The organism is Streptomyces sp. TG1A-8 (genome assembly GCF_030499535.1).
In the GTDB taxonomy this organism is placed as follows: domain Bacteria; phylum Actinomycetota; class Actinomycetes; order Streptomycetales; family Streptomycetaceae; genus Streptomyces.
In genome coordinates, this window is the sequence record NZ_JASTLB010000001.1 from 470,774 (window position 1) to 496,169 (window position 25,396).

At 73.4% G+C, this 25,396-nt stretch carries 19 protein-coding genes and 5 pseudogenes; 12 read left to right on the forward strand and 12 right to left on the reverse strand.

Annotated features, from left to right (window positions below):
* Nucleotides 1-342: 342 nt before the first annotated feature.
* Entirely contained in the window at nt 343-1,143 is an 801-nt protein-coding gene (locus QQY24_RS02110) for an SDR family oxidoreductase (RefSeq protein WP_301970930.1), read from the reverse strand.
* Between the two features lie 678 nt (nt 1,144-1,821).
* Here QQY24_RS02110 and QQY24_RS02115 point away from each other — a divergent pair.
* Nucleotides 1,822-2,781, forward strand: coding sequence for a hypothetical protein (locus QQY24_RS02115; protein ID WP_367658037.1), 960 nt, complete (start codon nt 1,822-1,824; stop codon nt 2,779-2,781).
* A 412-nt stretch (nt 2,782-3,193) separates the two neighbouring features.
* Here QQY24_RS02115 and QQY24_RS02120 read toward each other — a convergent pair whose 3' ends face one another.
* Nucleotides 3,194-4,096, reverse strand: coding sequence for a glycoside hydrolase family 19 protein (locus QQY24_RS02120; protein ID WP_301970932.1), 903 nt, complete (start codon nt 4,094-4,096; stop codon nt 3,194-3,196).
* 317 nt (nt 4,097-4,413) lie between these two features.
* Entirely contained in the window at nt 4,414-4,797 is a 384-nt protein-coding gene (locus QQY24_RS02125; RefSeq protein ID WP_301970934.1) for a hypothetical protein, read from the reverse strand.
* Nucleotides 4,798-4,996: 199 nt separating this feature from the next.
* On the opposite strand from QQY24_RS02125, the gene QQY24_RS02130 reads away from it, so the two are divergent.
* Nucleotides 4,997-5,533: a 2'-5' RNA ligase family protein gene (locus QQY24_RS02130; RefSeq protein WP_301970936.1), complete on the forward strand. Its 537-nt coding sequence runs from the start codon at nt 4,997-4,999 to the stop codon at nt 5,531-5,533.
* Nucleotides 5,534-5,640: 107 nt separating this feature from the next.
* On the opposite strand, the pseudogene QQY24_RS02135 reads toward QQY24_RS02130, so the two are convergent.
* Nucleotides 5,641-5,853, reverse strand: a pseudogene (locus QQY24_RS02135) (WhiB family transcriptional regulator); the annotation flags it as partial.
* 237 nt (nt 5,854-6,090) lie between these two features.
* On the opposite strand from QQY24_RS02135, the pseudogene QQY24_RS02140 reads away from it, so the two are divergent.
* Together QQY24_RS02140 and QQY24_RS02145 are read left to right on the forward strand one after the other, a co-directional pair.
* A pseudogene (locus QQY24_RS02140) lies at nt 6,091-6,188 on the forward strand.
* A 169-nt stretch (nt 6,189-6,357) separates the two neighbouring features.
* Complete coding sequence (locus tag QQY24_RS02145) at nt 6,358-7,440, forward strand: protein kinase family protein (RefSeq protein WP_301970937.1); 1,083 nt, start codon at nt 6,358-6,360, stop codon at nt 7,438-7,440.
* Between the two features lie 267 nt (nt 7,441-7,707).
* Here the strand turns inward: QQY24_RS02145 and QQY24_RS02150 are convergent, their stop codons facing one another.
* Together QQY24_RS02150 and QQY24_RS02155 are read right to left on the reverse strand one after the other, a co-directional pair.
* Nucleotides 7,708-7,902 (reverse strand): antitoxin, encoded by a 195-nt coding sequence (locus QQY24_RS02150; RefSeq protein WP_301970938.1) that lies wholly within the window; start codon nt 7,900-7,902, stop codon nt 7,708-7,710.
* An 85-nt stretch (nt 7,903-7,987) separates the two neighbouring features.
* Nucleotides 7,988-8,817, reverse strand: a pseudogene (locus tag QQY24_RS02155) (helix-turn-helix transcriptional regulator); the annotation flags it as partial.
* Nucleotides 8,818-8,949: 132 nt separating this feature from the next.
* On the opposite strand from QQY24_RS02155, the gene QQY24_RS02160 reads away from it, so the two are divergent.
* Nucleotides 8,950-9,702: an SDR family NAD(P)-dependent oxidoreductase gene (locus QQY24_RS02160; RefSeq protein WP_301976106.1), complete on the forward strand. Its 753-nt coding sequence runs from the start codon at nt 8,950-8,952 to the stop codon at nt 9,700-9,702.
* A 290-nt stretch (nt 9,703-9,992) separates the two neighbouring features.
* Complete coding sequence (locus QQY24_RS02165; RefSeq protein ID WP_301970939.1) at nt 9,993-13,013, forward strand: glycosyl hydrolase; 3,021 nt, start codon at nt 9,993-9,995, stop codon at nt 13,011-13,013.
* Between the two features lie 216 nt (nt 13,014-13,229).
* Here QQY24_RS02165 and QQY24_RS02170 read toward each other — a convergent pair whose 3' ends face one another.
* The gene (locus QQY24_RS02170; RefSeq protein ID WP_301970940.1) at nt 13,230-14,888 is read right to left on the reverse strand and encodes a catalase; all 1,659 of its coding nucleotides are present in this window, start codon (nt 14,886-14,888) and stop codon (nt 13,230-13,232) included.
* Nucleotides 14,889-15,216: 328 nt separating this feature from the next.
* On the opposite strand from QQY24_RS02170, the gene QQY24_RS02175 reads away from it, so the two are divergent.
* Nucleotides 15,217-15,456, forward strand: coding sequence for a hypothetical protein (locus tag QQY24_RS02175; RefSeq protein WP_301970941.1), 240 nt, complete (start codon nt 15,217-15,219; stop codon nt 15,454-15,456).
* A gap of 60 nt (nt 15,457-15,516) precedes the next feature.
* Here the strand turns inward: QQY24_RS02175 and QQY24_RS02180 are convergent, their stop codons facing one another.
* A complete protein-coding gene (locus tag QQY24_RS02180) occupies nt 15,517-15,828 on the reverse strand; it encodes a hypothetical protein (protein WP_301970942.1) in 312 nt (103 codons plus the stop codon).
* Nucleotides 15,829-16,075: 247 nt separating this feature from the next.
* On the opposite strand from QQY24_RS02180, the gene QQY24_RS02185 reads away from it, so the two are divergent.
* Nucleotides 16,076-16,567: a hemerythrin domain-containing protein gene (locus QQY24_RS02185; protein WP_301970944.1), complete on the forward strand. Its 492-nt coding sequence runs from the start codon at nt 16,076-16,078 to the stop codon at nt 16,565-16,567.
* Nucleotides 16,568-16,636: 69 nt separating this feature from the next.
* Here QQY24_RS02185 and QQY24_RS02190 read toward each other — a convergent pair whose 3' ends face one another.
* Both QQY24_RS02190 and ppk2 read right to left on the reverse strand, forming a co-directional pair.
* A complete protein-coding gene (locus QQY24_RS02190; protein WP_301970945.1) occupies nt 16,637-17,593 on the reverse strand; it encodes a YihY/virulence factor BrkB family protein in 957 nt (318 codons plus the stop codon).
* 245 nt (nt 17,594-17,838) lie between these two features.
* Nucleotides 17,839-18,816 (reverse strand): polyphosphate kinase 2, encoded by a 978-nt coding sequence (ppk2, locus tag QQY24_RS02195; protein ID WP_301976107.1) that lies wholly within the window; start codon nt 18,814-18,816, stop codon nt 17,839-17,841.
* Between the two features lie 308 nt (nt 18,817-19,124).
* Between ppk2 and QQY24_RS02200 the strand changes: the two genes are divergently transcribed.
* Entirely contained in the window at nt 19,125-20,753 is a 1,629-nt protein-coding gene (locus QQY24_RS02200; protein ID WP_301970946.1) for an alkaline phosphatase D family protein, read from the forward strand.
* A 251-nt stretch (nt 20,754-21,004) separates the two neighbouring features.
* Here QQY24_RS02200 and QQY24_RS02205 read toward each other — a convergent pair whose 3' ends face one another.
* The gene (locus QQY24_RS02205; protein ID WP_301970947.1) at nt 21,005-21,472 is read right to left on the reverse strand and encodes a hypothetical protein; all 468 of its coding nucleotides are present in this window, start codon (nt 21,470-21,472) and stop codon (nt 21,005-21,007) included.
* 594 nt (nt 21,473-22,066) lie between these two features.
* Between QQY24_RS02205 and QQY24_RS02210 the strand changes: the two are divergent.
* Nucleotides 22,067-22,738 (forward strand): annotated as a pseudogene (locus tag QQY24_RS02210) (alpha-L-rhamnosidase); the annotation flags it as partial.
* 655 nt (nt 22,739-23,393) lie between these two features.
* A pseudogene (locus QQY24_RS02215) lies at nt 23,394-23,540 on the forward strand (IS701 family transposase); the annotation flags it as partial.
* Between the two features lie 335 nt (nt 23,541-23,875).
* Here the strand turns inward: QQY24_RS02215 and QQY24_RS02220 are convergent.
* Complete coding sequence (locus QQY24_RS02220; protein ID WP_301970948.1) at nt 23,876-24,325, reverse strand: MarR family winged helix-turn-helix transcriptional regulator; 450 nt, start codon at nt 24,323-24,325, stop codon at nt 23,876-23,878.
* 138 nt (nt 24,326-24,463) lie between these two features.
* Here QQY24_RS02220 and QQY24_RS02225 point away from each other — a divergent pair, with 138 nt between their 5' ends.
* A complete protein-coding gene (locus QQY24_RS02225) occupies nt 24,464-25,381 on the forward strand; it encodes an SDR family NAD(P)-dependent oxidoreductase (protein WP_301970949.1) in 918 nt (305 codons plus the stop codon).
* Nucleotides 25,382-25,396 lie beyond the last annotated feature (15 nt).

Consider the following 25,396-nt stretch of genomic DNA (forward strand, 5'->3'; position numbering starts at 1 on the left):
GCGCGATCGCGCGCAGCCCGGCCGCTCCCCGCACACCGCGGTTCGACCGACACGACGGCAGGCGCGTCGCCCGCGCACACCCGCCGCACCACCACCCGGCCGGTCGGCGAACGCCCCGTCGCGGTTCCGCCCGTCCACCCGGCGCACCGGTGGACCGGCACCCGGGCAGGCCCGTCGGCGGAGACGGACGGGTTCCGGCGGCGCGACGGGAAGCCGGCTCCCGGCACCGCCGTACGCACCGGTTCAGTACGGGCTCGGCCCACTCGGCGGCCGGGGAGCGGCGCTCCCGCCGGTATGGGCCGGACCGTGCGGCACCTTGCGCACACCGGGCGCGGTGGCCGGTCATTCCTGGTCGCCGGAGCCGGGTTCGGCCATCTTGCGGTGGGCCTCACCCTTGAGCCGGTCCGGGAGCACCTTGTCGGCCAGTCCCTGCGCCTTGGTCTTCGCGGAGCCTGCGACGAGCTTGTCCTTGCCCGAGAAGAGGGCGTCCAGTCCCTGCTGCGCGACCTGGGCGGGGTCGTCCTTGTCCTGCTGGCCGATCCTGGTGTCGTCCATGCCGGCCCGGTGGAAGAAGTCCGTCTCGGTGGGGCCGGGCATCAGCGCGGTCAACGTGACGCCGGTGTCCTTCAGCTCGTTCTGCAGGGCCTGGGTGAACGACTGCAGGAACGACTTGGACGCGTTGTACACGGCCTGGAAGGAGCCGGGCATCGTGGACGCGATGGAGGAGGTGACGAGGATGCGGCCCTCGTCCCGGGCCGCCATGTCCCGCACGACGTGCTTGGCCAGGTGCACGGTCGAACGGACGTTGAGGTCGATGATGTCCAGCTCGTCGGCCAGGTCGGTGTCCGTGAAGGCGCCACCGCGCCCCACCCCGGCGTTCAGGACAGCGACAGCGAGCGGCCGGCCTGCCGCGGTGACCGCCCGGTGGAGGGCTTCGACCTCGTCGGCGAGGCGCAGATCCGCCCGGACCGCCTGCACCGTGGCGCCGGCCGTCCGGATCTGCTGGGCCGCCCGCTGCAGGCCGGCCTCGTCCTCGGCGTTGATGACCAGGTCGTGGCCCCGCTCGGCGAGCTGCTTGGCCAGTTCGAGACCGATACCGCTGGACGCGCCCGTGACGAGGGCGAGAGGTTTGACGTCGTTCATGAACGGTTCTCCTTCCGGGCGGTGATGACGCTGCCGCCGAGCGCCTCGGTGCCCGGGATCCGGGGGCGGGGCTGGGGGTGCCGTCGGCGACGAGCGTGCGCATGGCCCCCTGTTCCCCGATCCGCGGTCCCTGAACGGCGGGTCGCGCAGGTCTTCACACGGGCGGAGGCGGGCCTTCCGGCCGGGCGTCCCGAACGGCCTGCCACCCGACCCCGGCGCGCCCCGCGCCGCGGGCAACCGCTTCGCGGGGCGTCCCGCGCCGCCGGTGCAGCCCGCTCCGACGGCTTTCACCCGTTCGGCCCCTCGTCCGCGCAGGAGCGAACGTGCCCACCGGCCGCCCGGCACGCCCGGCCCCGGCGCCCTCCGCACGCTCCCGGACCCCCCGGGGCCCCTCGGCGGCCGGCACCGCCGAACACCTGGCGGGTCATACTCGACCGAAGGGGTCGGAACGTGTCGGTGACCCGCGGAGGTGCAGCCATGCACGACAACGCCGAAGGCGACGACAGCCCCGTCGAGGAGCGCGACCTGCACGACGGGGCCGGCGCCGGGGAAACCGGCGGGTACGTCGAGCCGGAGCCGGACGACGGCGAGGAGCCGGATTTCCACGGCGGGGACGAGGCGGCCACCGCCTACGGGGACGCCGTCGTCCCCGTAGGCGGTGGGAGCGCCGGTGCCGGCGTGGCGGCCGCTGCGGCTCCCGACGTCTTCCTCGACGTTCCCCTCCTGAAGGTCGACCAGATCGACCTCGACGTCGAGGACCTGCGGGCGCGCGTTTCACTGCAGGCCGAGGTGCTGGACCTGCTGAAGCTGAATGTGGGCGCCGACGTCGCGCTGGGCCGGGTGCACCTGGGCATCTCCGGTGTGGAGGCGCAGGCGCAGCTCGAGGTCCGTCTCGACAACGTCGCGGCGATCATCAGCCGGGTGCTCACCACGCTCGACCGCAACCCGCAGATCCTGCAGGAGCTGGCACGTGGGGTCGGGTCCGCCGTGCGGGACGTCGGTGGCGGGGCGCGGCGGGCCGTTGGTGAGCTGGGTACGGGCGCGGGCAGAGCCGTCGAGGACGTCGGCCGGGGCGCCGGGTCGGCGGTAGGGGACGTGGGCCGCGGCGCCGGCGGTGCGGTGGAGGACGTCGGCCACGGCGCCGCAGGGGCCGTCGAGGACGTCGGCCGGGGCGCCGGGTCGGCGGTAGGGGACGTGGGCCGCGGCGCCGGCGGTGCGGTGGAGGACGTCGGCCACGGCGCCGCAGGGGCCGTCGAGGACGTCGGCCGGGGCGCCGGGTCGGCGGTAGGGGACGTGGGCCGCGGCGCCGGCGGTGCGGTGGAGGACGTGGCCGGTGAGGTGGGCCGGACCGTCGGTGAGGGGACCGGTGACGCCACCGGAGACGTGGCAGAAGCGGTGGGCGGCGCGGCGCGCAAGGGCGGTGGCGCCGCCGAGGACGTCCAGGGCGCGGCGGGCGGCGCCGTGCGCCGCGCCGCCCCGGCCGGACGGGCCACGCCGCGCAGGGCCGCCGAGGGGGAACGCGGCCGGACGGCGCCGGGCCGGGACAGCGCTCGCGCGCGCCGGGTGCGCGCCGAGGACGGGAAGGAGCCGTCGCGGCCCGCCCGCCGTACCGGCGGCAGGCGTGAGGAGCCGCCGTGAACGGCCGGGGGCACGGGACCACGGGACGCCGGCCCGCCCGCCGCCGCCGGACGGGGCCCGGGCCGGGAGCACGTCGCGGGTGGGGGCCCGCGACCGGACATCTCGTTGCGGACGACGGTCGGGGCCGACCGCCTCCGCTTCGCGGAGGAACCGCGGACTTGCGTCGGCTTCCCCGGTACCGGGGAGCGGGAGTCGACGTCCCGGAGCGATCGGACCAACCTTCCCGGCAAGGTCGTTCCGGGTGAGGACTACCACCACGTCACCGTCAGCCACCACCTCGCGACCCTGCTCGGCGGGGAACCGCGGGGCGGGCGGGACGGGCCGGGTGGCACGGACGGGCGGTGAGCGCACCGCCGTGCCCCGCGACGGCGCCGCCCACCGGGGGCGGCGCCGCCCACCGGGGGCGGGCCGGTCAGCAGTAGAGGTTGGCGCCCGCCGTGGTGCCCAGGATCTGGACGAAGCGCTGGTAGGCGTCCACCCGGCTCTGGACCTGCGCGGGGTTCTTGCCGTCGCACTCCAGTGATCCGTTGATGCTGCGGATGGTCTGGCCGAATCCGGCGCCGTTGACCATCGCGTTGTGGGGGGTCATCGTGCCGGGGCCCGTCTGCGTGTTCCAGTACCACAACCCGGTCTTCCAGGCGACGGAGGCGTCCGTCTGCACCAGGTTGGGGTTGTTGAGCAGGTCGATGCCCAACGCGTCGCCCGCCGCCTTGTAGTTGAAGTTCCAGCTGAGCTGGATGGGCCCGCGGCCGTAGTAGGCCGCCTGCCCGGCCGGGCATCCGTAGGGCTGGCTCCAGTCGCAGTAGTGCGGGTAGTTGGCGGTGTTCTGCTCCACCACGTAGACGAGCCCGCCGGTTTCGTGGCTGACGTTGGCGAGGAAAGCCGCGGCCTCCTGCTTCTTCACGGTGTCGCTGCCCGTGTTGGCGAAGCCCGGGTACGCGCTCAGGGCCGCCTTCAGACCGTTGTAGGTGTAGAACGAATTCCGGTTCGGGAACATCTGGTTGAACTGCGCCTCACTCACGACGAAGCTGCCGGAGGGGTCGGTGGAGCCGCCGTCGCAGGCGTAGGGTTCCCAGTACCAGGTGCTGATGACCGGGTCGTAGCCGGGGTTGTCGTGCTCCGCGATGTAGGCCTTGCCGTCGGTGTAGCGGACGATGTCGCCGGTGACGTAGGACCTGCCGGCCGTCCAGCTCGGGTAGCTCGAACAGGACGCGGCGGAAGCTTCCGCGCCCGGCAGCAGCGCCGGAGTCGCGGTGCCGACCACGATCGCGGCCAGCAGGGCGGCAAGTCGGGCGGAGGGGCGGCGCTTCGACACGGGACCACTTCCTTTGCGTTGCCAGGCCGTACCGATGGCGAGGAAGGGCTCTGTGCGCACGCGCCGACGGAGTCGGCCACGGCATCGGTGCGGCCGCGGTGGGGGGTGTGGGGCCACACTCAACCGCTTTGGTATGTACCAGTCAAGAGTGTGGATCTGTCTTCGGACAACCCCGGCGGGCCGCGGTGGCGCGGGGAACGCGGCCTGACGGCGGGTCAACCGCCCGTGACGGACGGCGGATCCGTTCCGCCGGGTCGCCCCGGCCGCCCGCCCGGGGCGCACCGGGCGCCGCCGCCTCCCGTGCGGCCGACGGCGCGTCAGCCGCCGATGTGCAGGCTCCCGTGCACGTCCCGTGCCTGGACGACGGTGGTCTGGGTTCCTCCGGACACGGTGTTGCGCACGTCCCCCTCACCGGTGCGCACGGTGGTCCCCGCCTCGGCCTCGCGCCGCCAGGCGGCCAGTTCCCGCGCGAACGCGGGGTCCTCCCCGGCACGTACGGCCAACGCCCGCGCCAGGCCACGCGCCTGCTCGGGGCTGTCCGACGCCTCCTCCAGGGCCGTCAACTCGTCCTCCCCGCCGACCGGGTCGGCCGTAGGCCTGCGGCGGACGAGGTCCCGCAGGGACGCCCAGAGCTGCTGTCCCGCCGCGCCCGCCGTGCCGCCGGCGAGGGCCATGAGGAGTTCGGGTGCGACGGATTCCATGAAGAGCCTCCTCGTGCGCGCCGTGTGCTGCTTCCCGCACAGAGCGTAGGACACGCGGGGTGCCGACGGCCGCCCGTTGCGCCGGTGTCTCCCGGGCCGTTCCGCGCCGGGGAGCGCCGCGGTGCCCGCCGCCGGGACACCGGGGAGGCGGTCGGGGCACGTGCCGGGGCCGGGGGCCGGGCGGCCGTACCCTGACAAGGTGCACAGCGTGGAACTGCTGCCGGACCGTGCGACCGGGCGGACCGTCGAGGACGTGTGGCGCCGCCTGCTGGAGTCGGGCCTGCCCAGCCAGGCCGCGCACCGGCATCCGACGAACCGTCCGCACCTCACCCTCGCCACGGTCGACACCCTTGCGCCGCGGGTCCGCGACCAGCTGGAGCGGGAGCTGGCCGTCCTGCCCCTTCCGCTGTGCCTGGACGGCGTCGTGCGGTTCACCGGCCGGTACCGGGTGCTCGCCTGGGCGGTCCGGGCCGACGACGCCCTGCTGCGCCTGCACGAGACGGTCTGGCGGACGCTGCGCGACGCGCCGGGGAGCGGTCGGCTCAACCCACTGCACGACCCGGTCCGCTGGGTCCCGCACATCACGCTCGGCCGCGGACGCGACGCCGTCTGGCCCGGTCCGGACGACGACCTGTTCGGAGGGACCGCCGCGCCGTCCGCCGTCCTGACGGGCTGGTGGACCGACGCGCGGCACTACGACTCGGTCACCCGCGTGACCGGGCGCATCGGTTTCTGAGCCCGGCCACCCGGCCCTTGGGTCCTTCGACCGTCCGGGACGGAGTGGGCGGCCGTGGCGTCCGGGTCGGTTCGGGGCCCGCCCGCCGGAGGGACCGCGGAAGGCGACAGTGCCCGCCGCTGGCGCGGGGTGAGCCCGCCCCACACCCCGTCGGTTTCGCCGCAGCGCAGCGCCCACCTGCGGCATTCACGCAATACGGGACAGCGGTGACAGATCCGTCTGGCCTCTTCGATCTGACGCAGGGACGAGCCCCCGTCGCTGACGGGGAAGAACAGTTCGGGATCCTCGAAGCGGCAGGCGGCCATCTCGCGCCAGTTCACAACGCCCTCCTCTGGCGAGCCGGACGGGAGCGCGGTGCGGCACGGGGCATGTGGCACCGACGACATCCCACACGTCGTCGACCCGGCAGGGGTTCCGTCCAAAATAGGGGCGATTGGTTTTTTTGTCCAGCTTCCACCACTGATCACGATTTCGCCGGAGGCACGTCAGCACGCCGTCAGCACGCCCTGTCACTGTGGTGCACGTGAACGGCACGGGACACCGGACGCCGGACACGAGGAGAGGTGCCCGGAGCGGTTGATCGGGGACCGACGAGCACGCCTCGAAGGTCGGGCCACCCCGGTGGCCCACGCAGGTTCGAATCCTGCCCTCTCCGCCCACGGCCCTCCGCACAGCCGGACGGGCCCACGTGATCGGCCGGCCCAGCGCTCTTCGGACGCCCCGCCCGGTCGCCCGCGTACGCGTTCGCCGACGACGCGGAAGTCGTGTTCACTTTCCTGGCATGATCCGCAGAAGTCAGTTCCAGTGCCGGGCCGGAGCCGCCGATGGATGAAGCCGGGTCGGGGCACGCCGCGCGAGTGTCCGCCCACGCGGCAGTGGGAGCACGGCTGTCCCTGTTCAGCGACCGTCGGCTGCGGGACGTGGTGGCCGCCGCACCGGGTTCCGGTTCCGGCATCGGCGGCAGGTCGGCGGAGATCGAGGTCGAGGGCAGACGCGTCTTCGTCAAACGGGTTCCGCTGACGGACCTCGAACTGCGGCCCGAGCACGTCCGGTCGACCGCCAACTTGTTCGGTCTCCCGCTCTTCTACCAGTACGGGGCCGGGTCGGCGGGTTTCGGCGCCTGGCGTGAGCTGGCCGCACACCTCATGACCACGGCCTGGGTGCTGAGGAACGAGTACGCGGGTTTCCCGCTGCTGCATCACTGGCGCGTCCTGCCCGACAGCGCCCCCGTCGGTTTCGCCGACGCGTTGGGGGGCGTCGAGGGGGCCGTCGCGCACTGGGAGGGGTCGCCTGCCGTGCGCCGCCGGCTGGAAGCCATCGGGAGGTCCTCCACCAGCCTGGTCCTCTTCCTGGAGCACGTGCCCCGGACGCTCGCCGCGTGGCTCGCCGACAGGCACCGCGCGCAAGGACCGGGACCGGCGGACGAGGCGGCCTACCAGTGGGTCGAGGAGGCGCTGTCGCGGGGCACGGAGTTCATGAGCGCGCACGGAATGGTCCACTTCGACACGCACTTCGCCAACCTGTTGACCGACGGCCGGCAGGTCTATTTCGCGGACTTCGGGCTCGCGTCGAGCCGGGAGTTCGAACTCTCACCGGAGGAGGGCGCCTTCCTCGCCGAGCACCTCGTGTACGACCGCTCGTACGCACCGAGCCACCTGCTTCGCCACCACCTGCCCGACAGCGTGCGCGGCGGTACCGAACCCGGGGCCTTCCTGCGTGCGTGGGCCGGGGGTCACCGGCCCGACGGGGTCCCGCCCGGCATCGGGGAGATCATCGACCGCCACGCCCCGCACGCGGTCGTCCTGGACGACTTCCACCGGCGGCTGCTCACGCGGAGCAAGCGCACTCCGTTCCCCGCGACCGCGATCGAACGGGCCCTGGCCCGCGCATCGATGCCGGGGAGGTGAGAACCGCCTCCGGCGGGCGGCCGCGGGACGAGGGGCCGGCTGGCGGGCTCGCGCGACGGCGGTGCCCCCTCCCGCCACGAGCAGGACGGGCAGCGGTGCCGGCCGGGACCCCTCGGCCGGGGTTCCGGCCGGCGGCCCGTCCCCGCGCCCGTCTCCCGAGGCGGCCGGTGTTCGGCGGTGGTTGCGGTCCCGGCCGGGACCGGCGTCACCGGAACACCCCTGGCCCCCGGCGCGTCGCGCCGGGGGCCAGGGGTGTTCCGGTGCGGGTCAGCGCTCCGTCGTGTCGTCGCCCCCGTAGGAACGGCGCACCGCGTCGGCGGCCTTGTCGGTCTGGGCGTCGTACTTGTCGCCCGTACGCTCGTCGATCATCCGCTCGGCGCCCGCGACACCCTTGTCGGCCTGGTCGGGGTGGCCCTTCGCCAGTTCCTTGGCCTTGTTCGCCATGTCTCCCAGCTTGCCCATGGGTACCTCCTGCGATAGCGCCGGCGTCGTACTCGACCGCGGGTACCCCCGACGTCCCGTCCCTCACCCCCCGATCCCAACGGGCGACGTCCATGCGCTGTGTGCCGATGACCGACAGCAGGCGCAGCGCTTCCCCGGACGGCGAACCCGGGGCGGTGGTGTAGATCACGACCTGCTGGTCGCGGTCGGCGATGCCGAGGGCGTCGCAGTCGACGGTGACCGGGCCGACGATCGGGTGCTGGAAGGTCTTGCGCAACGTGGACTCCGCCGACACGTCGCGGGAGGCCCACAGCCGGGCACTCGGGGCTGCCCACGAGGAGTTCGTCCACCAGCTCGGGCACCTCGGGCGCCTCGGTGTAGCGGGCGGCGGCGCGCAGGCGCCGGGCCGCGCGGCGGGCGAACGCGTCGGCGTCGGAGACGCCGTACAGGCGCCGGCCCTCGGGGGGCGGCCCGAGGAAGACGCGGCGCACCAGGTTGCGGTCGCGCCGCGGCAGGGCCGAGAAGTCCTCCATGAGAGCGGCCGCCCATTCGTTCCAGGCGAGCACCTCGAGCGTCGCCGACGTCACGAACGCGGCGGCCTGCGGCAGCCTGTGCAGCAGCCCGAGGATGCTCCGCCGCACCTCGCGCGGGGGCCCGGTGGCGAGGCGGGCGGAGCGCCGGCGAGGTGGTGGAGGTGGGCGCGCTCGGCGTCCGACAGGCGCAGGGCCCGGGCCAGCCCGGCCAGCACCTCGCGCGACGGGCGCGGGCCTGCTCCAGCCGCGTGCAGTACTCGGTCGAGACGAAGGCGGGCTGTGCCGCCTCCTCACGGCGCAAGCCCGGGGTACGGCGCCTCGGCCCGGTGGGCAGGCCCACGTCGGCAGGCCTGATCCGCTCGCGCCTGCTGCGCGGGAAGGCCGCCAGTCCTCGTCCGTCCACACCCCCGGTGCCCGCGGTGGCGCAGGGGCGATCCGGGTACCGCCCGTGCCTGGATCGCCCCCGCCGCCGGCACAGGCTCCTCGCCATGGACAACACACCCGCCACCGTCTCCACTCCACCTCCACCGCGGGCCTGCAGGCCGGGAAGGTCGCCTTCGTCAGCGGTGCCGGTCGCGGCATCGGGGCCGCGGCGGCGCGGCTGTTCACCCGGGAGGGCGCCCGGGTGCTGCTCGCGGCCCGGACGGAGGCCCGGCTGGAGGAGGTGACCGAGCAGGTCCGCGCGGCGGGCGGCACCGCGGACTACGTCGTGTGCGACCTGGCCGACCCGGCCGGCGTGCGCGCCGCCGTGGACCGCGCCGTGGGCCTGTACGGTCGGCTCGACGTCGCCTTCAACAACGGGGCGGCCATCCAGCGGCCCGGCCCGATGGACCAGCTCCCCGAGGCGGACTTCGACCACGTCCACGCCGTCAACCTCAAGGGTGCCTGGCTGGCCGTGGTCGCCGAGGTGGCCGCGGTCCGGGTCACCGCCGGCACGGGCGCCGTCGTCAACAACCCCTCGGTCGGCAGCCTGGCGGGCAACCCCGAGCTGCCCGCCCACGGCGCGATGAAGCGGGCGGTCAGCAGCCCCACCGAGTCGGCCGCCATCACCTACGGCCCCGAAGGCATCCGCGTCAACGCGATCGCCTCCGGCAACGCGCTGACCGGGATGATCCGCGCGTGGGAGGCGGACTGCCCCGGCCCGCAGGAACGGTTGCGGGCCCACACACCGCTGCGCCGCGGGGCCGATCCGGCCGAGATCGCCGAGGCCGCCGCCTGGCTGCTCAGCGACCGCTCCTCCTGCGTGACCGGTGCGGTTCTGCGGGTGGACGGCGGTGCCCGGGCCTGAGCCGGGGGCACCCCGCCCCGGCCGGTCCTGCGGCCGGTCCTGCCACTGCGGGACCGGCGGTGCGAGGAGGCCTGCGCCGGTCGGGGTCAAGGGGCTGCGAAGGCACGGCAGTTGTGCGCAGAGCGGCCGGAGGTCCCCTCAGTGGCCGGAAAGCCACTGTCCGACGACCTCTTGACCTTCTTCCGATCCCCGGCTTAACGTTCCGGCGTTTACAGGGAATTGAAACGATTCAACCCCTGATTCGATCCGGACGACCTGTTCGCAGCGTCACCGAGCACTTGGGGCGACACATGCAGAAGTACATCCCGCAGCGTGGCGGGACCTCCCGGCGCGCGGTACTGGCCGCCTCCCTGGCCGCCGGCGCCGCCGTGGCCCTCACGGCGGTCGGTGCCCCGGCAGCCGGCGCCGCCTCGGCCCTCCCGTCGGCCGGTGCCGGGAACCCGTCCGACGACTGGTTCGCCGCCGCACCGCGCTCCGTGCGCCCCAAGTTCCGCTGGTGGTGGCCCGACGGCCTGGTCGACCCGGCGGAGATCGCCCGGGAGATCGACCAGATCGCGGACGCCGGCTTCGGCGGTGCCGAGATCGCCGCCGTCCACCACAGCGTCAAGGACAAGTCCGTCCTGGACACCGCGCACCACGGCTGGGGCAGCGCGCCGTGGCGCGAGGGCGTCGAGGCCGCCCTGCGCCAGGCCGCCCGCCGCGGCCTGACCATCGACCTCACCCTCGGCCCCAGCTGGCCCGTCGCCGTCCCCGGCGTCACCCCCGACGACGAAGCCGCCGCCCAGGAACTCGCCCACGGCCGCGTCTTCGTGGCCGCCGGTGCCACCTACCAGGGGCCGGTCCCCGAGCCCGTGCGCACGGCCGCCTCCGGCGTCACCCGGCGCAACCTGCTCGCCGTCCAGGCGGTCCGCGTCGAGCCCGCCAACGCCACCCGCAAGGAGACCGGCCTCGACCTCGCCAGCGTCCGCGACCTCACGGCCACCGTCCGCGACGGCGCCCTGGCCTGGACGGCCCCCGCGGACGGCGACTGGGTGCTGCTCTCCCACTGGCAGCGCGGCACCGCACAGCAGCCCGAGTCCGGCCCGCACTCCTCCCCGGCCGCCTACGTCGTCGACCACCTCAGCCCCGCCGGCACCGCCGCCGTCACCGGCTTCTGGGAGCGGGCCGTGCTGACCGGCACCGTGCGCCGGCTGCTCAGGGCGGCGGGCGGCGCCTTCTTCGAGGACTCCGTGGAGCTGGAGACCGACGCCCTCCTGTGGACGTCCGCACTGCCCGACGCCTTCGAGAAGCACACGGGCCACTCGCTGCTGCCCTACCTGCCCGCCCTCGTCCTGGACAAGGGCAACCAGGTCTTCGCCTTCGAGGCGCAGGTCACCCGGCAGATCCGGCACGACTTCTGGGAGACCGTCTCCCAGCTCTTCAACACCCACCACGTCACCGCGCTGCGCGACTGGGCGCACTCGCACGGGATGGCGCTGCGCTCGCAGCCGTACGGGCTGCAGACCGACGCCATCGCCTCCGCCGCGATCCTGGACATCCCCGAGGGCGAGTCGCTCGGGTTCAAGAACCTGGACGACTTCCGCTGCCTGGCCGGCGGGCGCGACATGGCCGGGCACACGGTGCTGTCCTGCGAGTCGGGCGCGTACACCGGGTCCGCGTACAGCACGACCTGGGACCGCTTCCTGCGCACGATGGGCGGCGCCTACGCGGCCGGCGTCAACCAGACGGTGGTGCACGGCTTCTCCTACGCCACCGCCCCGGGAGTGAGCTGGCCCGGCTTCGCCGCCTTCAGCCCGTACAACGGCGCCTCCGGCTACGGCGAGTCCTGGGGGCCGCGGCAGCCCACCTGGCGGCACGCCGAGGACGTCGCCGGCTACCTCGGCCGTGTGCACCAGGTCCTGCAGACCGGCAGCCCGCGCGCCGACGTCGCCGTCTTCCGGCAGACCGGCTACACCGCCACCGGCATCGGCGCCTCCTGGTTCACCGCGACCGGCGTACCACTCGGCTGGACCCACCAATTCCTGAGCGGGCCGCTCCTCGACCTGCCCGGTGCCCGGGTCTCCGACGGACGCCTCGCCCCGGACGGCCCCGCCTACAAGGCCCTCTTCGTCGAGGGGGACTTCTTCTACGGCTCCACCCCGACGCTCGCCCTGGCGGACGCCCGCAAACTGCTGGGGCTGGCCGCGGCGGGGCTGCCCATGGTCCTGCTCGGCGCCTTCGACCAGGCACTCACCCCCGGTGTGCCGGACCAGGGCGAGACGGAGCAGCTGCGCGACGTCCTCGCCCGGCTCCTGGCCCTGCCGCACGTCACCGCCGTCACCGACAAGGCGGCCGTGGGGGACGCCCTGGCCGCCCTCGGCGTCGCCCCGGACGCCCGCTACGCGACGCCGTCCACGCTGCTGAACGCCCATCGCGTCAGCGGGGACACCGACTTCTACTACCTGTGCAACGGCAAGCACGCCGAGACCGTCAAACCGCCGGTCGCGACGATCGACCACGACATCACCCTGCGCCGCACCCGGCGCGGCACCACCGTCCCCTACCTCCTCGACCCGTGGACGGGCGAGGCGGCCCGCATCGGCCGCTACACCGAGGACGGCGACGGCATCACCGTGCGCGTCACCCTCGAACCCGGTCAGGCCACGGTCATCGCCCTCGGCAGACCCGGACTCTTCGGGGACCGCAACGGAGACAGTCCGCACGCCGTGGGCGGGGACGCCGAGCGCGTGCTGTTCACCGCCCGCGGCCTCGCCGTGCGCACCACGACGGCGGGCACCTGCACCACCGAGCTGTCGAACGGCCGTACGGTGACCACCACCGTCCCCCGGGTGCCCGAGCCCGTCACCCCCGCCCGCTGGCAGCTGGAGGTCGAGGACTGGCGTCCCGGCGCCGGGCCGACCAGCACCGAGATCGTCCGGCGCACACTCCGCCTCGACGCCCTGCTGCCCTGGTCGCAGATCCCGGACCTGGCCGACTCGGCCGGCATCGGCCGCTACCGCACCACCGTCGTGCTGCCCTCCGACTGGACGTCGTCGCACGGCGCCTACCTGGAACTGGGCCAGGTCAGCGACACCTTCCGGGTCACCGTCAACGGCACTCCCCTGGCCCCCGCCGACCGGCTCCACCCGGTCGTCGACCTGGGCGGGCGGCTGCGCAGTGGCGACAACGTGATCGAGGTCGAGGTGGCCACCCCGCTCATCAACCGCCTCCGGGTGGCCCAGCCGGCCGTGTTCGGTGCCGTCGCCCGCCAGGCGTACGGGCTGACGGGCCCCGTCCGGCTGGTGCCCTACGTCCAGGAGGTGCTGGGCTGACGGTCCCTCCGCACGCCGGAACCGCCCGGCCCCGGCCCGGCCGCCTCGGGGCGGCCGGGCCGGGACGGCCGGGCCGGGGCCGGGCGCGGCACGGAAAAGGGCCCCTCGGAGACCACGACCTGCTCGTGCCCTCCGGGAGGCCCCTGCTGTGGCGCCGCCCGCACCGCTGCGACGGCAGCCGCCCGCGCCGGTCCGGCGGACCGGCGCGGTGGTCGCTCAGCGGGTCACCATGTGTCGTTCGTCGGGGACGCAGTGCGTCATCGTGATGCCCTCGACGTCGCGCGGCGGGTTCTTGCCGAGGTTGGAGAGCCGCTCCTTGTCCTCCGCGGTCAGGTCCTGACTGGCCAGCGGTTCCAGGTCCGCGACGTCCTCCGGGCGGATGCCGAGGCCCTCGCCGACCCTGAGGCCGAGGTCGTTGTCCACCAGCAGGAAGTGCCAGACCATGCGTTCCTGGATGGGCCGGTCACACCGGGAGAGCTGGCCCACGAGGTTCTTCACCAGGTCGTCCCGCTCCCACTGCTCCATGAGCAGGTAGCGCTGACCGGCCTGCTGGTAGTCGTTGGTGCGGGGGATGCGCTTGCGGGTGAGCCGGCCGCGGATCTCCGGGCCCTGCTCGTCGTGCATCGGGTACTGCGCCTCACGCAGGCCGCCCCGGATCGACGGCTCGTAGTTGACGTGGGGGTTCTCCCCGCCCCCGTCGACGTGGTAGGTCATCAGTCCGTCGCGCTGGTTGGTGCGGACCTCGGCGTTCTTCGCCTGGTTGACCGGGAGCTGGAGGTAGTTGGGTCCGACGCGGTAGCGCTGGGTGTCGCTGTAGGAGAAGGTGCGGCCGATGAGCATCTTGTCGTCGGAGAAGTCCAGTCCGTCGACGAGCACACCGGTGCCGAAGGAGATCTGCTCGTTCTCCGCGAAGTAGTTGTCGGGCATGCGGTCCAACACCATCCGGCCCACCGGCTTGGGCGGGAAGTCCTGCTCGGGCCAGGTCTTGGTGTCGTCCAGCGGGTCGAAGTCCAGTTCCGGGTGCTCGTGGTCCTCCATCATCTGCACGAGCAGTTCCCACTCGGGGTACTCGCCGCGCCCGACCGCCTCGTACAGGTCCTTGGTGGCGTGGCCGAGGGAGTCGGCCTGGACGTTCGCGGCGTCCTCCTCGGTCATGGAGCGCACGCCCTGCTTGGGCATCCAGTGGTACTTCACCAGTACGGTGTCGCCCTCGGCGTTGACCCACTTGTACGTGTTCACACCGAAGCCCTGCATGTGGCGGTAGTCGGCGGGGATGCCGCGCGGGCTGAACAGGTTGACGAGCATGTGCATGGATTCCGGGGTCTGCGACATGAAGTCGAAGATCCGGTTCGGCTTCTGCTCGAAGTCCACCGGGTCCGGCTTGAGGGCGTGGATGACGTCGGGGAACTTGATGGCGTCACGGATGAAGAAGACACCCAGGTTGTTGCCGACGAGGTCCCAGTTGCCGTCCTCGGTGTAGAACTTCACCGCGAAGCCGCGCGGATCGCGTGCCGCTTCGGAGGAGTCCCGGCCGCCGATCACGGTGGAGAAGCGCACGGCGAGCTCCGTGCGCTTGCCGCGCTCCTGGAACAGCTTGGCGCGGGTGTAGCGGCTGATCGGCTCGTCACCCCAGGCGCCGTACGCCTCGAAGTAGCCGAACGCGGTCACGCCCCGCGCGTGCACCACGCGCTCGGGGATGCGCTCGCGGTCGAAGTGGCTGATCTTCTCCAGGAACTGGTAGTTCTCCAGGGTCGCGGGCCCCCGAGCGCCGACGGTGCGCTGGTTCTGGTTGTCGTAGACCGGGTGACCCTGCCTGTTGGTGAGGGTCTTCCGGTCGTCTCCGGGCTCGGGGCCGCTGCTGGCTACGTCCGTCATGGTGTTTCGGCTCCTTCGGATTGTGCCTGCCGCCGGGCGGGAACGCGGCAGTGGCGACCGGCGGGTACCCGGCCGGGGTGCCGGCCACTCGTGCGGGCGCGCACTCATGGATCCATATCCGCCACCGCTGGCTCCAGCCTTGCACCGCGGCCTGCCGGGCACGGCGCGGGCTGGGCCGAACGGGCCGGGAAATCGCCCGCTCGCCGTCCGGGCGCCGTGGGCGGGGGACCGTGCCGGGCGCACCGGGGGCCGGGGGGGCGTGCCGCCGTTTCCCTGCCGTGGCGTGCGGGAACCCGGGCGGGCCGGTTCGAGGATGCGGGGGACGGACGTGACGGAGCACACCGACGACCCGGTGGGCGGGTACGAACGCGCACGCGACGAGGGTGAGTCCGGGGCGCGCTCGGGCGGTGAGAGCCAGCCGCGCGAGCGGACGGTCCCGGGAACGGCGAGTGCCGCGGAGGGTTACCGGCCCGGGTGGGGCACGGCGGGCGGCGAGCCGCTGGAGGGGGTGGCCGGGGCGAACGAGGAGGACGGGGAGGAGGAGTCGGAGGAGCGCGGCCGCGGGTAGCCGCGTCCGGGCGCGGGTGGCGCGTGGGCGGGCACCGGGTGGCGGGCGGGTCGCGGGGCTTCAGATCCGGTGGCCCTGCTCGGCCAGCCACTGGTGGACGTCCTCCTTGTCCGCCGGGGTGATGCGGGCCGGACCGGCGACGTCGGGGCCCTCGTCCTCGTTGAAGCCGGTGTCCGTGATCCTGGCGGTCACCCACATGGCCAGGTCCTGCGCGGCCTCGGGGGAGAGCTCCCCCTCCCGCCAGCTCTCGCGGGCCCGGCGGGCGGCGTCGGGGTCGTGCTGCTCGGTCTCCCGGAGCCAGACGGGGACGAGCCGGTCGACGGTGCGCCGGCCGGACGCCCGCTGGTCCTCCTGCGCGTTCGGGTCGCTCATGCCGTTCACCCTGTTCGTGCCCTTGACGGTGTTCCTGGCGGGCGGGTTCCCGGAACGCGCCCGCCCTACCGCGGTTCGGGAACCGGCCGCGTCCGGGATGCGGACCGCCACCCGTGAGCACTCCCCCGCCCCGGAAACCGGCCGGAAACCGCCGGGTGCGGTGAGCGCGGAACACGGGAGCAATCAGTGCGGTCGGCGGGGGTAGCCGGTAGTGGCCCGATTCCCCTGCACGAAAGTGATCCCGGTCATGCCCGAAACGCACGATGTCGTCGAGCTCATCCTTCAGGACCACCGGCGTATGGAGGACCTCTTCCGCCTGATGCGAAGCGTCGAAGCCGACCGAGCCGCCGCGCTGGAGGAGTTCGCGGACCTGTTGGTCGCGCACGCGCTGGCCGAGGAGGCCGAGGTCTATCCGGCCCTCAAGCGCTACAAGAACATCGACGACGAAGAGGTCGAGCACGGCGAGCACGAGCACGACGAGGGGAACGAAGCCCTCCTGGCCCTCCTCGAGGTCGATGAGGTCGGCTCCGAGGAATGGGACTCGAAGCTGGAGGAGCTGGTGGAGGCCGTCACCCACCACGCCGACGAGGAGGAGCGCACCATCCTCAACGGCGCGCGCGAGAACGTGGCGATGCGGCGGCGCGAGGAGCTGGGCGTGGCCTTCCGGGAGGAACGGGAGCGCCAGCTGAAGGCCGGCTGCGGCTCCGTGGACAACCTGCGCCGGATCGTCGGGCCCTGATCGCACGCGCTCCGCAGGTCGTCAGCGGCCGGCCGCTCGTCCGCGGCCGGCCGCTGACGTTCGCCGGTGTCAGGGGCCCGGGTCGGGGTTGACGGCACGGCCCAGGCCCGCCCGCGCCGCTTCCAGCTGGGCGGCGAACGCGATGCCCAGGAACAGCGCGACGCCCGTCAGGTTGGCCCACAGCAGCAGGGCCACGAAGGCCGTGAGGGGGCCGTACACGGCACCGAAGGAGCCGCTTCGGGAGACGTAGAGCGTCAGCAGCCAGGTGGCGACGACCCAGAGCACCAGGTGCACCGCGGAGCCGAACGCCAGCCAGGTGTAGCCCGGCTGGTCCCTCCGCGGCGACCAGCGGAAGATGACGGCGGAGGCGATCCAGGCGAGGGCCGTTCCCACCGGGATCTCCAGGGCGCCCCACCAGCCCGGCGGCCGGGACCAGCCGAACGCCTCGGCCGTCGAGGCGCCGACGGCCTCGCCCGCGACCAGGGCGAGGAAGCCCAGGACCATGGGGACGCCGGCGGCGAAGGCGAGGAGCACGGCCCTGCCGTACTTCTGCGGCAGGGGCCGGTCCCGTTCGACGCCGTAGATGCGGTTGGCGCCCCGTTCGACCTGGCCCATGGCCGAGGCCAGGTTGACGACGGAGAAGACCAGGCCCAGGCACAGCGCCACGGTGCCCCACCTGTCGGAGCCGGCCGCGCGGCGGGTGCCGCGCAGCGCGTCCTCGATCACCTCGGCACTGGCACCCGGCACGATCCTGCCCAGGGTCAGTTCGATGATCCGTCCCACGCTCTCCGTGTGCGCGGCCGAGGCGAGGCCGACGAGCGCGATGGTGAACGGCACCATGCCCAGCACGATCTGGAAGCCGAGGGCGCGCGCGTTGGTGAAGCCGTCGGCGTAGCGGAACCGGGAGAAGGCGTCGAGCAGCAGTCGGACACTTCCGTAGTGCCGCAGCGCGGTGAAGGCCTCGTCGCCGGAGAGCTCGTCCCCGATCATGTCCCGCGTCTGCGGGACGTGCACCACCGTCCCCATGGCCTGGTCTTCTCCTCGTCGGTGTGAGAGCGGCGGCGTACGTGCGCGCCGGGGCGCCCGCCGCTCGCGGGGCCCGGCTTACCGTCTCCCCTGCCGCGGGCGATTCAGCCCTCGGGGCCCCTGCCCGCACGGCCCCCGTCCGCACGGGCTCCGGCCCTGTCCGGCGCGCTGACGCCGCGGGAGCCGGGGCAGGTGTCCCGGTCCCGTGCCGCGTCACCCGCTCACGGGTGCCCGCCGGCCGGCCGTCACCGCGGGTCCGGGTGGTTGCCGGGTTCGCCGCCGGGGCCGGCCAGCGGGGTGGGCGACAGGGTCGTGGGTTCCTCGCCCGGTTCGAGCAGGGTGTCCGCCGCGCCGACGATTAGCGGATCGGGTTTGCCCACGGCCGCGTGGTCCTTGGCCGGGTAGTCGAAGCGGTCCAGGAGGCTGCGCATCGCTTCCAGCCGGCCCCGCCGTTTGTCGTTGTTCTTCACGACCGTCCACGGCGCGTGCGCCGTGTCCGTCGCCCGGAACATCTCGACCTTGGCGGCGGTGTAGTCGTCCCAGCGGTCGAGCGAGGCCAGATCGGTGGGGGAGAGCTTCCAGCGGCGCACCGGGTCGACCTGGCGTATCGCGAACCGGGTGCGCTGCTCGGCGCGGGACACCGAGAACCAGAACTTCACCAGCAGGATGCCGTCGTCGGTGAGCAGTTGCTCGAACATCGGGGCCTGGCCGAGGAACTGCCGGTACTCGGTCTCCGTGCAGAAACCCATGACCCGTTCGACACCCGCCCGGTTGTACCAGGAGCGGTCGAAGAAGACGATCTCGCCGCGGGCCGGCAGGTAGGTCGCGTACCGCTGGAAGTACCATTGTCCCGCTTCGCGCTCGGTCGGCTTCTCCAGTGCCACCACGCGGGCCCCGCGGGGGTTCATCCGCTCGGTGAACCGCTTGATGGTGCCCCCCTTGCCGGCCGCGTCGCGCCCCTCGCAGACCACGACGACCCGCTGGCCGGTGTCCTTCACCCAGCGCTGCAGCTTGAGCAGTTCGATCTGCAGGATCCGCTTGGTACGTTCGTACTCGCGCCGGCCGATCCTGCGGTCGTAGGGGTGGTTCTCGCGCCAGGTCTCGATCGGCCGGCCACCGGCGTCCAGGAGCACCGGCCGCTCCGGTTGCCGGTCGTCCACCTCGAGGCCCCGCAGCAGGTCGTTCCCGTCCCCCGTGCCGTGGGTCTGCTCCCCCTTCGTCACGTCCCCGCCCTCGTGCTCGTACTCGTGCTCGTACTCGGCCACGACACCGCCTCTCCCCGCTCCGCCGCCCGCAAGGGCCGCCGTGACGGGCCGCCCGCCACGGTCATTCACCGCGTGCCCACACCGGGCGGACCCAGACGCGCGGCGCGCGGGGGAAAGCGCGCGGGAAGCGGCACCGGTGCCGGGTGCAAGTCCGGTCCGCCACGGGGTAGCCGCTGTGGGGCCTGGGGGCGGCCATCGGCCGCGGAGCCCTGTACGGTCTCCTCGGTCCTTCTTTACCGTACGTGCAAGACAGGAGGGCGATCACCGTGGCCGAACTGCGCCTGGGTCCACTGCTGAGGTACACCGACGGCTCGTGCGCGACCGTCTGGGTCGAGACGAGCGGTCCCTGCTCTGCGGAGGTGCGCTGTTCCGACGGCGCGGGCGGCACGGCCGCCACCTTCCAGGTGGCCGGGCACCACTACGCGCTCGTCACGGTGGACGGGCTGCGGCCGGGCACCTCACCGTCGTACGAGGTGTTCCTGGACGGCAGCCCGGTGTGGCCCCTGCCCGACTCCCGCTTCCCGCCCTCCGTCATCCGGACCCCCGCCGCCGGCGACGCCGTCCGGGTCACCTTCGGGTCCTGCCGCTGGGCCGCGCCCCCGGCCGACGGCAAGGACCCGATCGGTGCCGACGCCCTCGACGCCCTCGCCACCCGCCTGTCCGCCGATCCCGGGGCCGAGCGTCCCGACGTCCTGCTGCTGCTGGGCGACCAGGTCTACGCGGACGAGACGTCCGAGGAGATGCAGCGCTGGCTGGCCACCCGCCGCGATCTCGACGAGGACCCCGGCAGCCAGGTCACCGACTACGAGGAGTACTGCCACCTCTACTACGAGTCCTGGCTCGACCCCGAGATCCGCTGGCTGCTGTCCACCGTGCCCAGTTTCATGATCTTCGACGACCACGACATCGTCGACGACTGGAACACCTCCGCCGCCTGGCTCGCCGACATGCGCACCACCGACTGGTGGCAGAAACGGCTGGTCAGCGGCCTGATGTCGTACTGGGTGCACCAGCACCTGGGCAACCTCTCCCCCGCCGAGCTGGCCGGCGACCCGACCTACGCCGCCGTGTGCGCCGCACCGGACGGCACCGAGGCGGTGCGTGCCCTGGCCGTGCAGGCCGACGCCGACCTGGCCTCGGTCCGCTTCAGCTACCGGCGCGACTTCGGCCGGACCCGGGTGGTGATGGTCGACTCGCGGGCCGCCCGGGTCCTCGAGGAGGACCGCCGTGCCATGCTCGACCCGGGCGAGGCCGACTGGCTGCGCGAGCAGGTGCTGGCCGACACCGGAGCGTACGACCACCTCCTGATCGGCACTTCCCTGCCCTGGCTGCTGCCGCACCTGGTGCACGACACCGAGGCCTGGGACGCGGCCCTGTGCGCCGGCCGGCGCGGGCGGCGCTGGGCCCGCTTCGGCGAGTACCTGCGCCGCGCAGCCGATCTGGAGCACTGGGCCGCCTTCCCCCGGTCCTTCGCCGACCTGGCCGGCCTGATCGCCGAGGCCGCCGCCGCGCCGGAGGGCCCGGCGAGCGTGTGCGTGCTGTCCGGAGACGTGCACCACGGTTACGTCGCGCGGGCCTCCTGGCCGTCCGGAGGACCCGGCATCCCCGTCCTCCAGCTCACCTGCTCGCCCGTGCACAACTCCGTGCCCCTGTCGATGCGGCTCGGTTTCCGCTTCGGCTGGAGCGCTCCGGCCCGCCTGCTGGGGCGGGCCCTGGCCCGGCACGGACGCTGCTCCCGGCCGCCGGTGACCTGGCGCAAGGAGGGCGGCCCGTGGTTCGGCAACCAGCTGATGACGCTGACCCTGCGGGGGCGTTCGGCCCGGCTGCGGCTGGAGCAGACCGGCACGGGCGCGACACTGCGCACCGTGCACGACCGTGACCTGACGCCCGCGTGAGCGCCGGCCGCCGATCGCCGGGGGTGCACCGCCGGGGTCCGGCGCGGCGACCGCTGCGCTATGGCGGCGGGCACCGGCCACCGGTTGTCCTGCGGGCGGGTCCGGGCCCGAAGGGGCGCACGCGGCCCGCTCGCGGATGACGGCGGCCCCGTCCCGGACGGCGCCGGGACGGGGCCGCCGTCGTACCCCTGGGGTCCTCGGTTCGGATCGGGTCGGACCCCGCGGGCCCGGCGGGGTCCGAACGAGGGGTCCTAGCAGGGGCGGATGTAGAAGACCGGGGTCCACGAGGCGGTGCCCGTGGCCTTGGCCACGTTGGACCAGCGCTCCGATCCGTCGGAGTTGTAGAACCGGGCTCGCGTGCCGGAGGTCTGGTTGTTGTTGAAGACGCCGTCCCCGATCCCGTTGAAGCTGTAGTAGCCGCAGCGGTAGTAGTCGTAGACCTGGCCGCGGCCGTCCTGGATGCACAGGTGGCCGCTGCCGCACGCGATCGCGGCGGTGCCGGCGGCGCCCTTGCCCGTGATGGTGACGGTGCCGCCCGGGATCTTCAGGGTGTCGGCGTCGATCTGCTGCGCGTTCGGGTGGGCGGCCTTGAACGCCGCGACGTTCTCCCGGAGCCGGGCGTCGCCCGCGGGTGACGCGGAGGCGGTGGTCGCGGCCAGGGAGCCCAGCAGCAGCGCTGCGGCGGTCGCGGCGGTCGCGGCGGTACGTGAGAGGTTCATCGGTCCCCGTTTCTCTTCGTGGGAGCTGACCCGGACGACGGACAGCTCGAAGCACGACTTACCGTGCCAGGAACGAAGGCTCCTCCCGTAGGGGCATTTCGGTCGTAAAAAACGGACTAGAGAGGAGAAAATGTAAAATCCACCTTTGATTACGGAGGGTGATCGAGCGGTCCGTGCGGCGGCGGGGAGTCCGGCGACCCGGTCCCGCTCCGGATGCAGGACCAGCCGGGTCCGCCGACGGTGCGCCGCGCGGAGCCTTGGGCACGGCATTCGGCCGAGCACAGCGGAGTCGCCCGCGCCACCCGCCCCAACACCCCCACCGGTGTGGCCGAAAGCCCTCCTTCCGGACCACGCGTCCCGATGGAAGCGCAGCCGCGGCGCCCGGCCGGGGCGCCGCGGCCCGGCCCGCGAGACGCCCGATCGCGCAGCCGGCCCCGCGGCCCCACCCCCGGCGGCCCCCGGACGGCACGCCGCCCGCCGGAGCGCCGCCGCACCGTCCGCCGACAACGCCGTCACGTATCCGTACGCCACAGCCGGATCTGTAATAGCGCCTCCCCGCACGCCGCGTTTGAATCGATTCAAACAATCGCGAGGATGAGTTCCCATGTCATCGAGTCCCTGGAGGGACGGCTGGTCCTCCACGACGGCGCCAAGCGCGACCGCGCCCCCCACGTCGGCGACCTCGCCGTCGCCGCGCGCACCCTCCACCTGACGCACGCCGAGGCCGCGGACGCCGCCCGCAACGTCCTGGCGGACCCCGCGGAGCACCAGCGGTCCGACGGCTGGACACCACCGGTCTCGATCTCCGGCTACGCCCTCCCCCTGTTCGACTGTCCGCCGTGGTGGGTGACGTGCAGCTGGCACCACGCCCTGTACACCGGCGACCGCGCCCACGCGACGCGCCACTGCCCGGCCCTGCTCAAAGTGCTCGACGACCGGTGCCCGGGCGTCACCGACGAGACCGGCCCGCTGAGCAAGGGGCTCAACGGCACGGGCGGCTACGGCGACTACGCCCTCCTCCCCCGCTCCGGCCGGGTCACCTACCACAACGCCCTGTACGTCCAGGCGCTCAGCGACGGTGCCCGGACGGCGCGTTGGCCGGGACACGAGAGCGACGCCGGTCGCCGGAGCCGACGGGCCCCGGACGTCGCCGACACGATCAACCGGCACCTGTGGGACGGCGCGGCCGGCGCCTACCTCGACTCCGCCACGGACGCCGTGCGCCACGCCCAGGACGCCAACGCGCTCGCCATCACCACGGGCGTGGCCCCGGCGGAGCGCGCGGCCTCGGCCCTCGCCCGCCTGGACGCCACGACGAAGCGGGACTACGGGAACGCGTTCGTGGACAACGACACGCTCTTCGCGGGGGCGTCCGAGCGCGTCCACGCCTTCCCCTCCTACCCGGAGATCGTGGCGCGGTTCACGGCCGGCCGGGCCGGCTCGGCCCTGGACCAGATCAGACACACCCACGGCTGGATGGACGCGCACGACCCCGGGATCACGAACCGGGAGGGCAGCGGCCCCGGCGGATCGCTCTACGAGGGGACCTGCACGAGCATGGCGCACGGCTGGTCGACCGGCGTGCCGCCCGCGCTCACCCACCAGTCGCCGGGCGTCCTGCCCACCTCGCCCGGCTACGCCACCCGGGGCGTGCGGCCGCATCCCGCGGACGTCGACTGGGCCGAGGGCCAGCTCCCCACCCCGCAGGGATCCCTGCGCGGTGACACGGCAGAACACGGCCGCGCCCTTCGTCCTGACCGTGTACGTCCCGCCCCGCACCCGCGGGACGGCCTCGCCGCCCACCCGCGGGGGTCCGCGCCGCCCCTGCGGTCCGACGACGGCGTCGTGCGGGACGCGCACGGCGCCAGGGGACGCGGTGTCCCGGCGACCGGCGACCGCGTCGAGGTCGCCGGGATGGGTCCGGGCACTCCAGGCCTTGGGCCTGGCCCACTTCGAGGGCCGCACCTGGAACGGTTGGCACCACCACGTCACCCTCGTCTCCGCCGCCCATGCCTTCTGCGCGCTGCAGCGACTGACGCGAGACCCAAGAGATCCGGTGCCGGCCTGAGCCTCTACCAGGTCGTCCGCGAGCTGCAGACACCCCTGGCCACCTGGACCGGCGCCTGCCCCACCTGCCACCGCGACATGCCCACACCCATACGGACCTGACCAAGCCCTACTAGGGCTGCTCCGCGGAAGTCCGTGGAGGGGTGTTGATCGGATGGTCGATCCGCCGAGGTAGAGGCCATCTGCGCAGTAGAGAGCTCTCTCAGGAGAGCCAGCGTGCAGTCCGCTGGGCAGGATGTTGTCCCGGTTGCTGTCGCTGCGGGCCAAGTTGGGGTGACGTTGACGGGTGGGGTACCAGCCGTCATAGCGGCTGGTACCCCACTCGTCAACATCACCTTAAGCCGGTTGCGGCTTGTGGCTGTCGAGCAGCTTGGCAAGCAGGGAGTGAAGCTGTCGTCGTTCCGCGGCGTCGAGGCCGGCGAGGAGTTCGGCCTGGACGGCATCGGCGTGCTGTTGGAGTTCCTCGAGGTGCTGCCTTCCGGCGGCGGTGAGGGTGACGACGTTGCGGCGCCGATTGGCGGGGTCGGCCTGCCGGTCGACCCGGCGGCAGCCTTCCAGGCGGTTGAGGATGCCGCTGACGTCGTTGCGGTCAAGGCCGAGGCGGCGGCCGATCTCGGCCTGACTGAGCGCCCCGTACTCCTCCAGTGCCGCCAGGACGGCGAAGTCGGCGCGGGCGCTCAGCGGCATGCGCTGCGCGGTCAGCCGAGCGCCGAGCGTCGACACCTTGCCCGCCTGCCAGCTGGCGAGCTCACGCAGTCGGGCCGGGGGTTGCAATGCGTGATCCATGTCCCCATCCTAACCGTTGGCCAACCCAACACACACCTGTTATGTTGGACTAGCCAACGTTGGCCTGGCCAACGCTTAAGTGGGGTCAGTGGAGGACCGCCGGTCGACTGCCCCGCACCGCTCCCGAGGAGTCATCTCATGCACAGCAACAATGCTCTTCCCGATCTGTCCGGTCGCAGGGTCGTCGTTCCGGGCGGCACGGGAGCCGTGGGAGAGGGTGTCGTCCGCAGCTACCTCGCCGCCGGTGCGGACGTCGTTGTCCCGACCCGCACCCAGGAGCGGGCGGAGGAGTTCCGGCGCGTGCTCGGTGACGCGGCGACCGACCACCTGCACCTGGCGGTTCACGACTACACGACGTTCGCCGGCGCCGAGCAGCTTGCCGAGGAGATGGAGCGCAGGCTCGGTGGTGTCGACGACGTGGTGGCCCCGATCGGTGGGTGGTGGGCCGGCAAGCGGCTCTGGGAGATCGACGAGAGCGACTGGCAGAACGCCTTCGTCGGGCTCGCGACCGCGCACGTGGCCGTCCTGCGGGCCTTCCTGCCCAGGCTGGACGCCCGCGGCGCCTACACGTTGATCGTCGGGGCTTCCGCGTTCACGCCAGTTCCCGGTAGCGGCCTGGTCAGCATGGAGCAGGCCGCCCTGCTGATGATGCGGCAGGTGGTCGAGGCCGAGGTGGCAGGACAGCAGCGGGTCTTCGCCCTGGTCCTCGGGCCGGTCAGGACCCGCCTGGTCGACTCCGGCGATCCGGACTGGGTCAGTGCCGAGCAGGTCGGTGCGGTCGCCGTCGCGGCCTCGGCCGCAGCGACAGTGGGCGGCCTGGAGATCCGGCTGCGCAGTCGGGTCGAGGCAGACGAGGCGCTGGCAGTGCTCCAGGGCGACCAGCCGATCAGGACCGGCGCGGTCGTTGCCGTGTCCACGATGGAGCCCAGGAACGGACGGCGCGAGGACCTCCTCGAGGTGCTGGCCGAACTCGCTCCGCAGATCCGCGCCGAACCGGGGTGCCTGTGCACCACTCGGTACACCGACCACACGGCGATGCCGACGGACCACTGCTGATCATCCAGAGGTTCG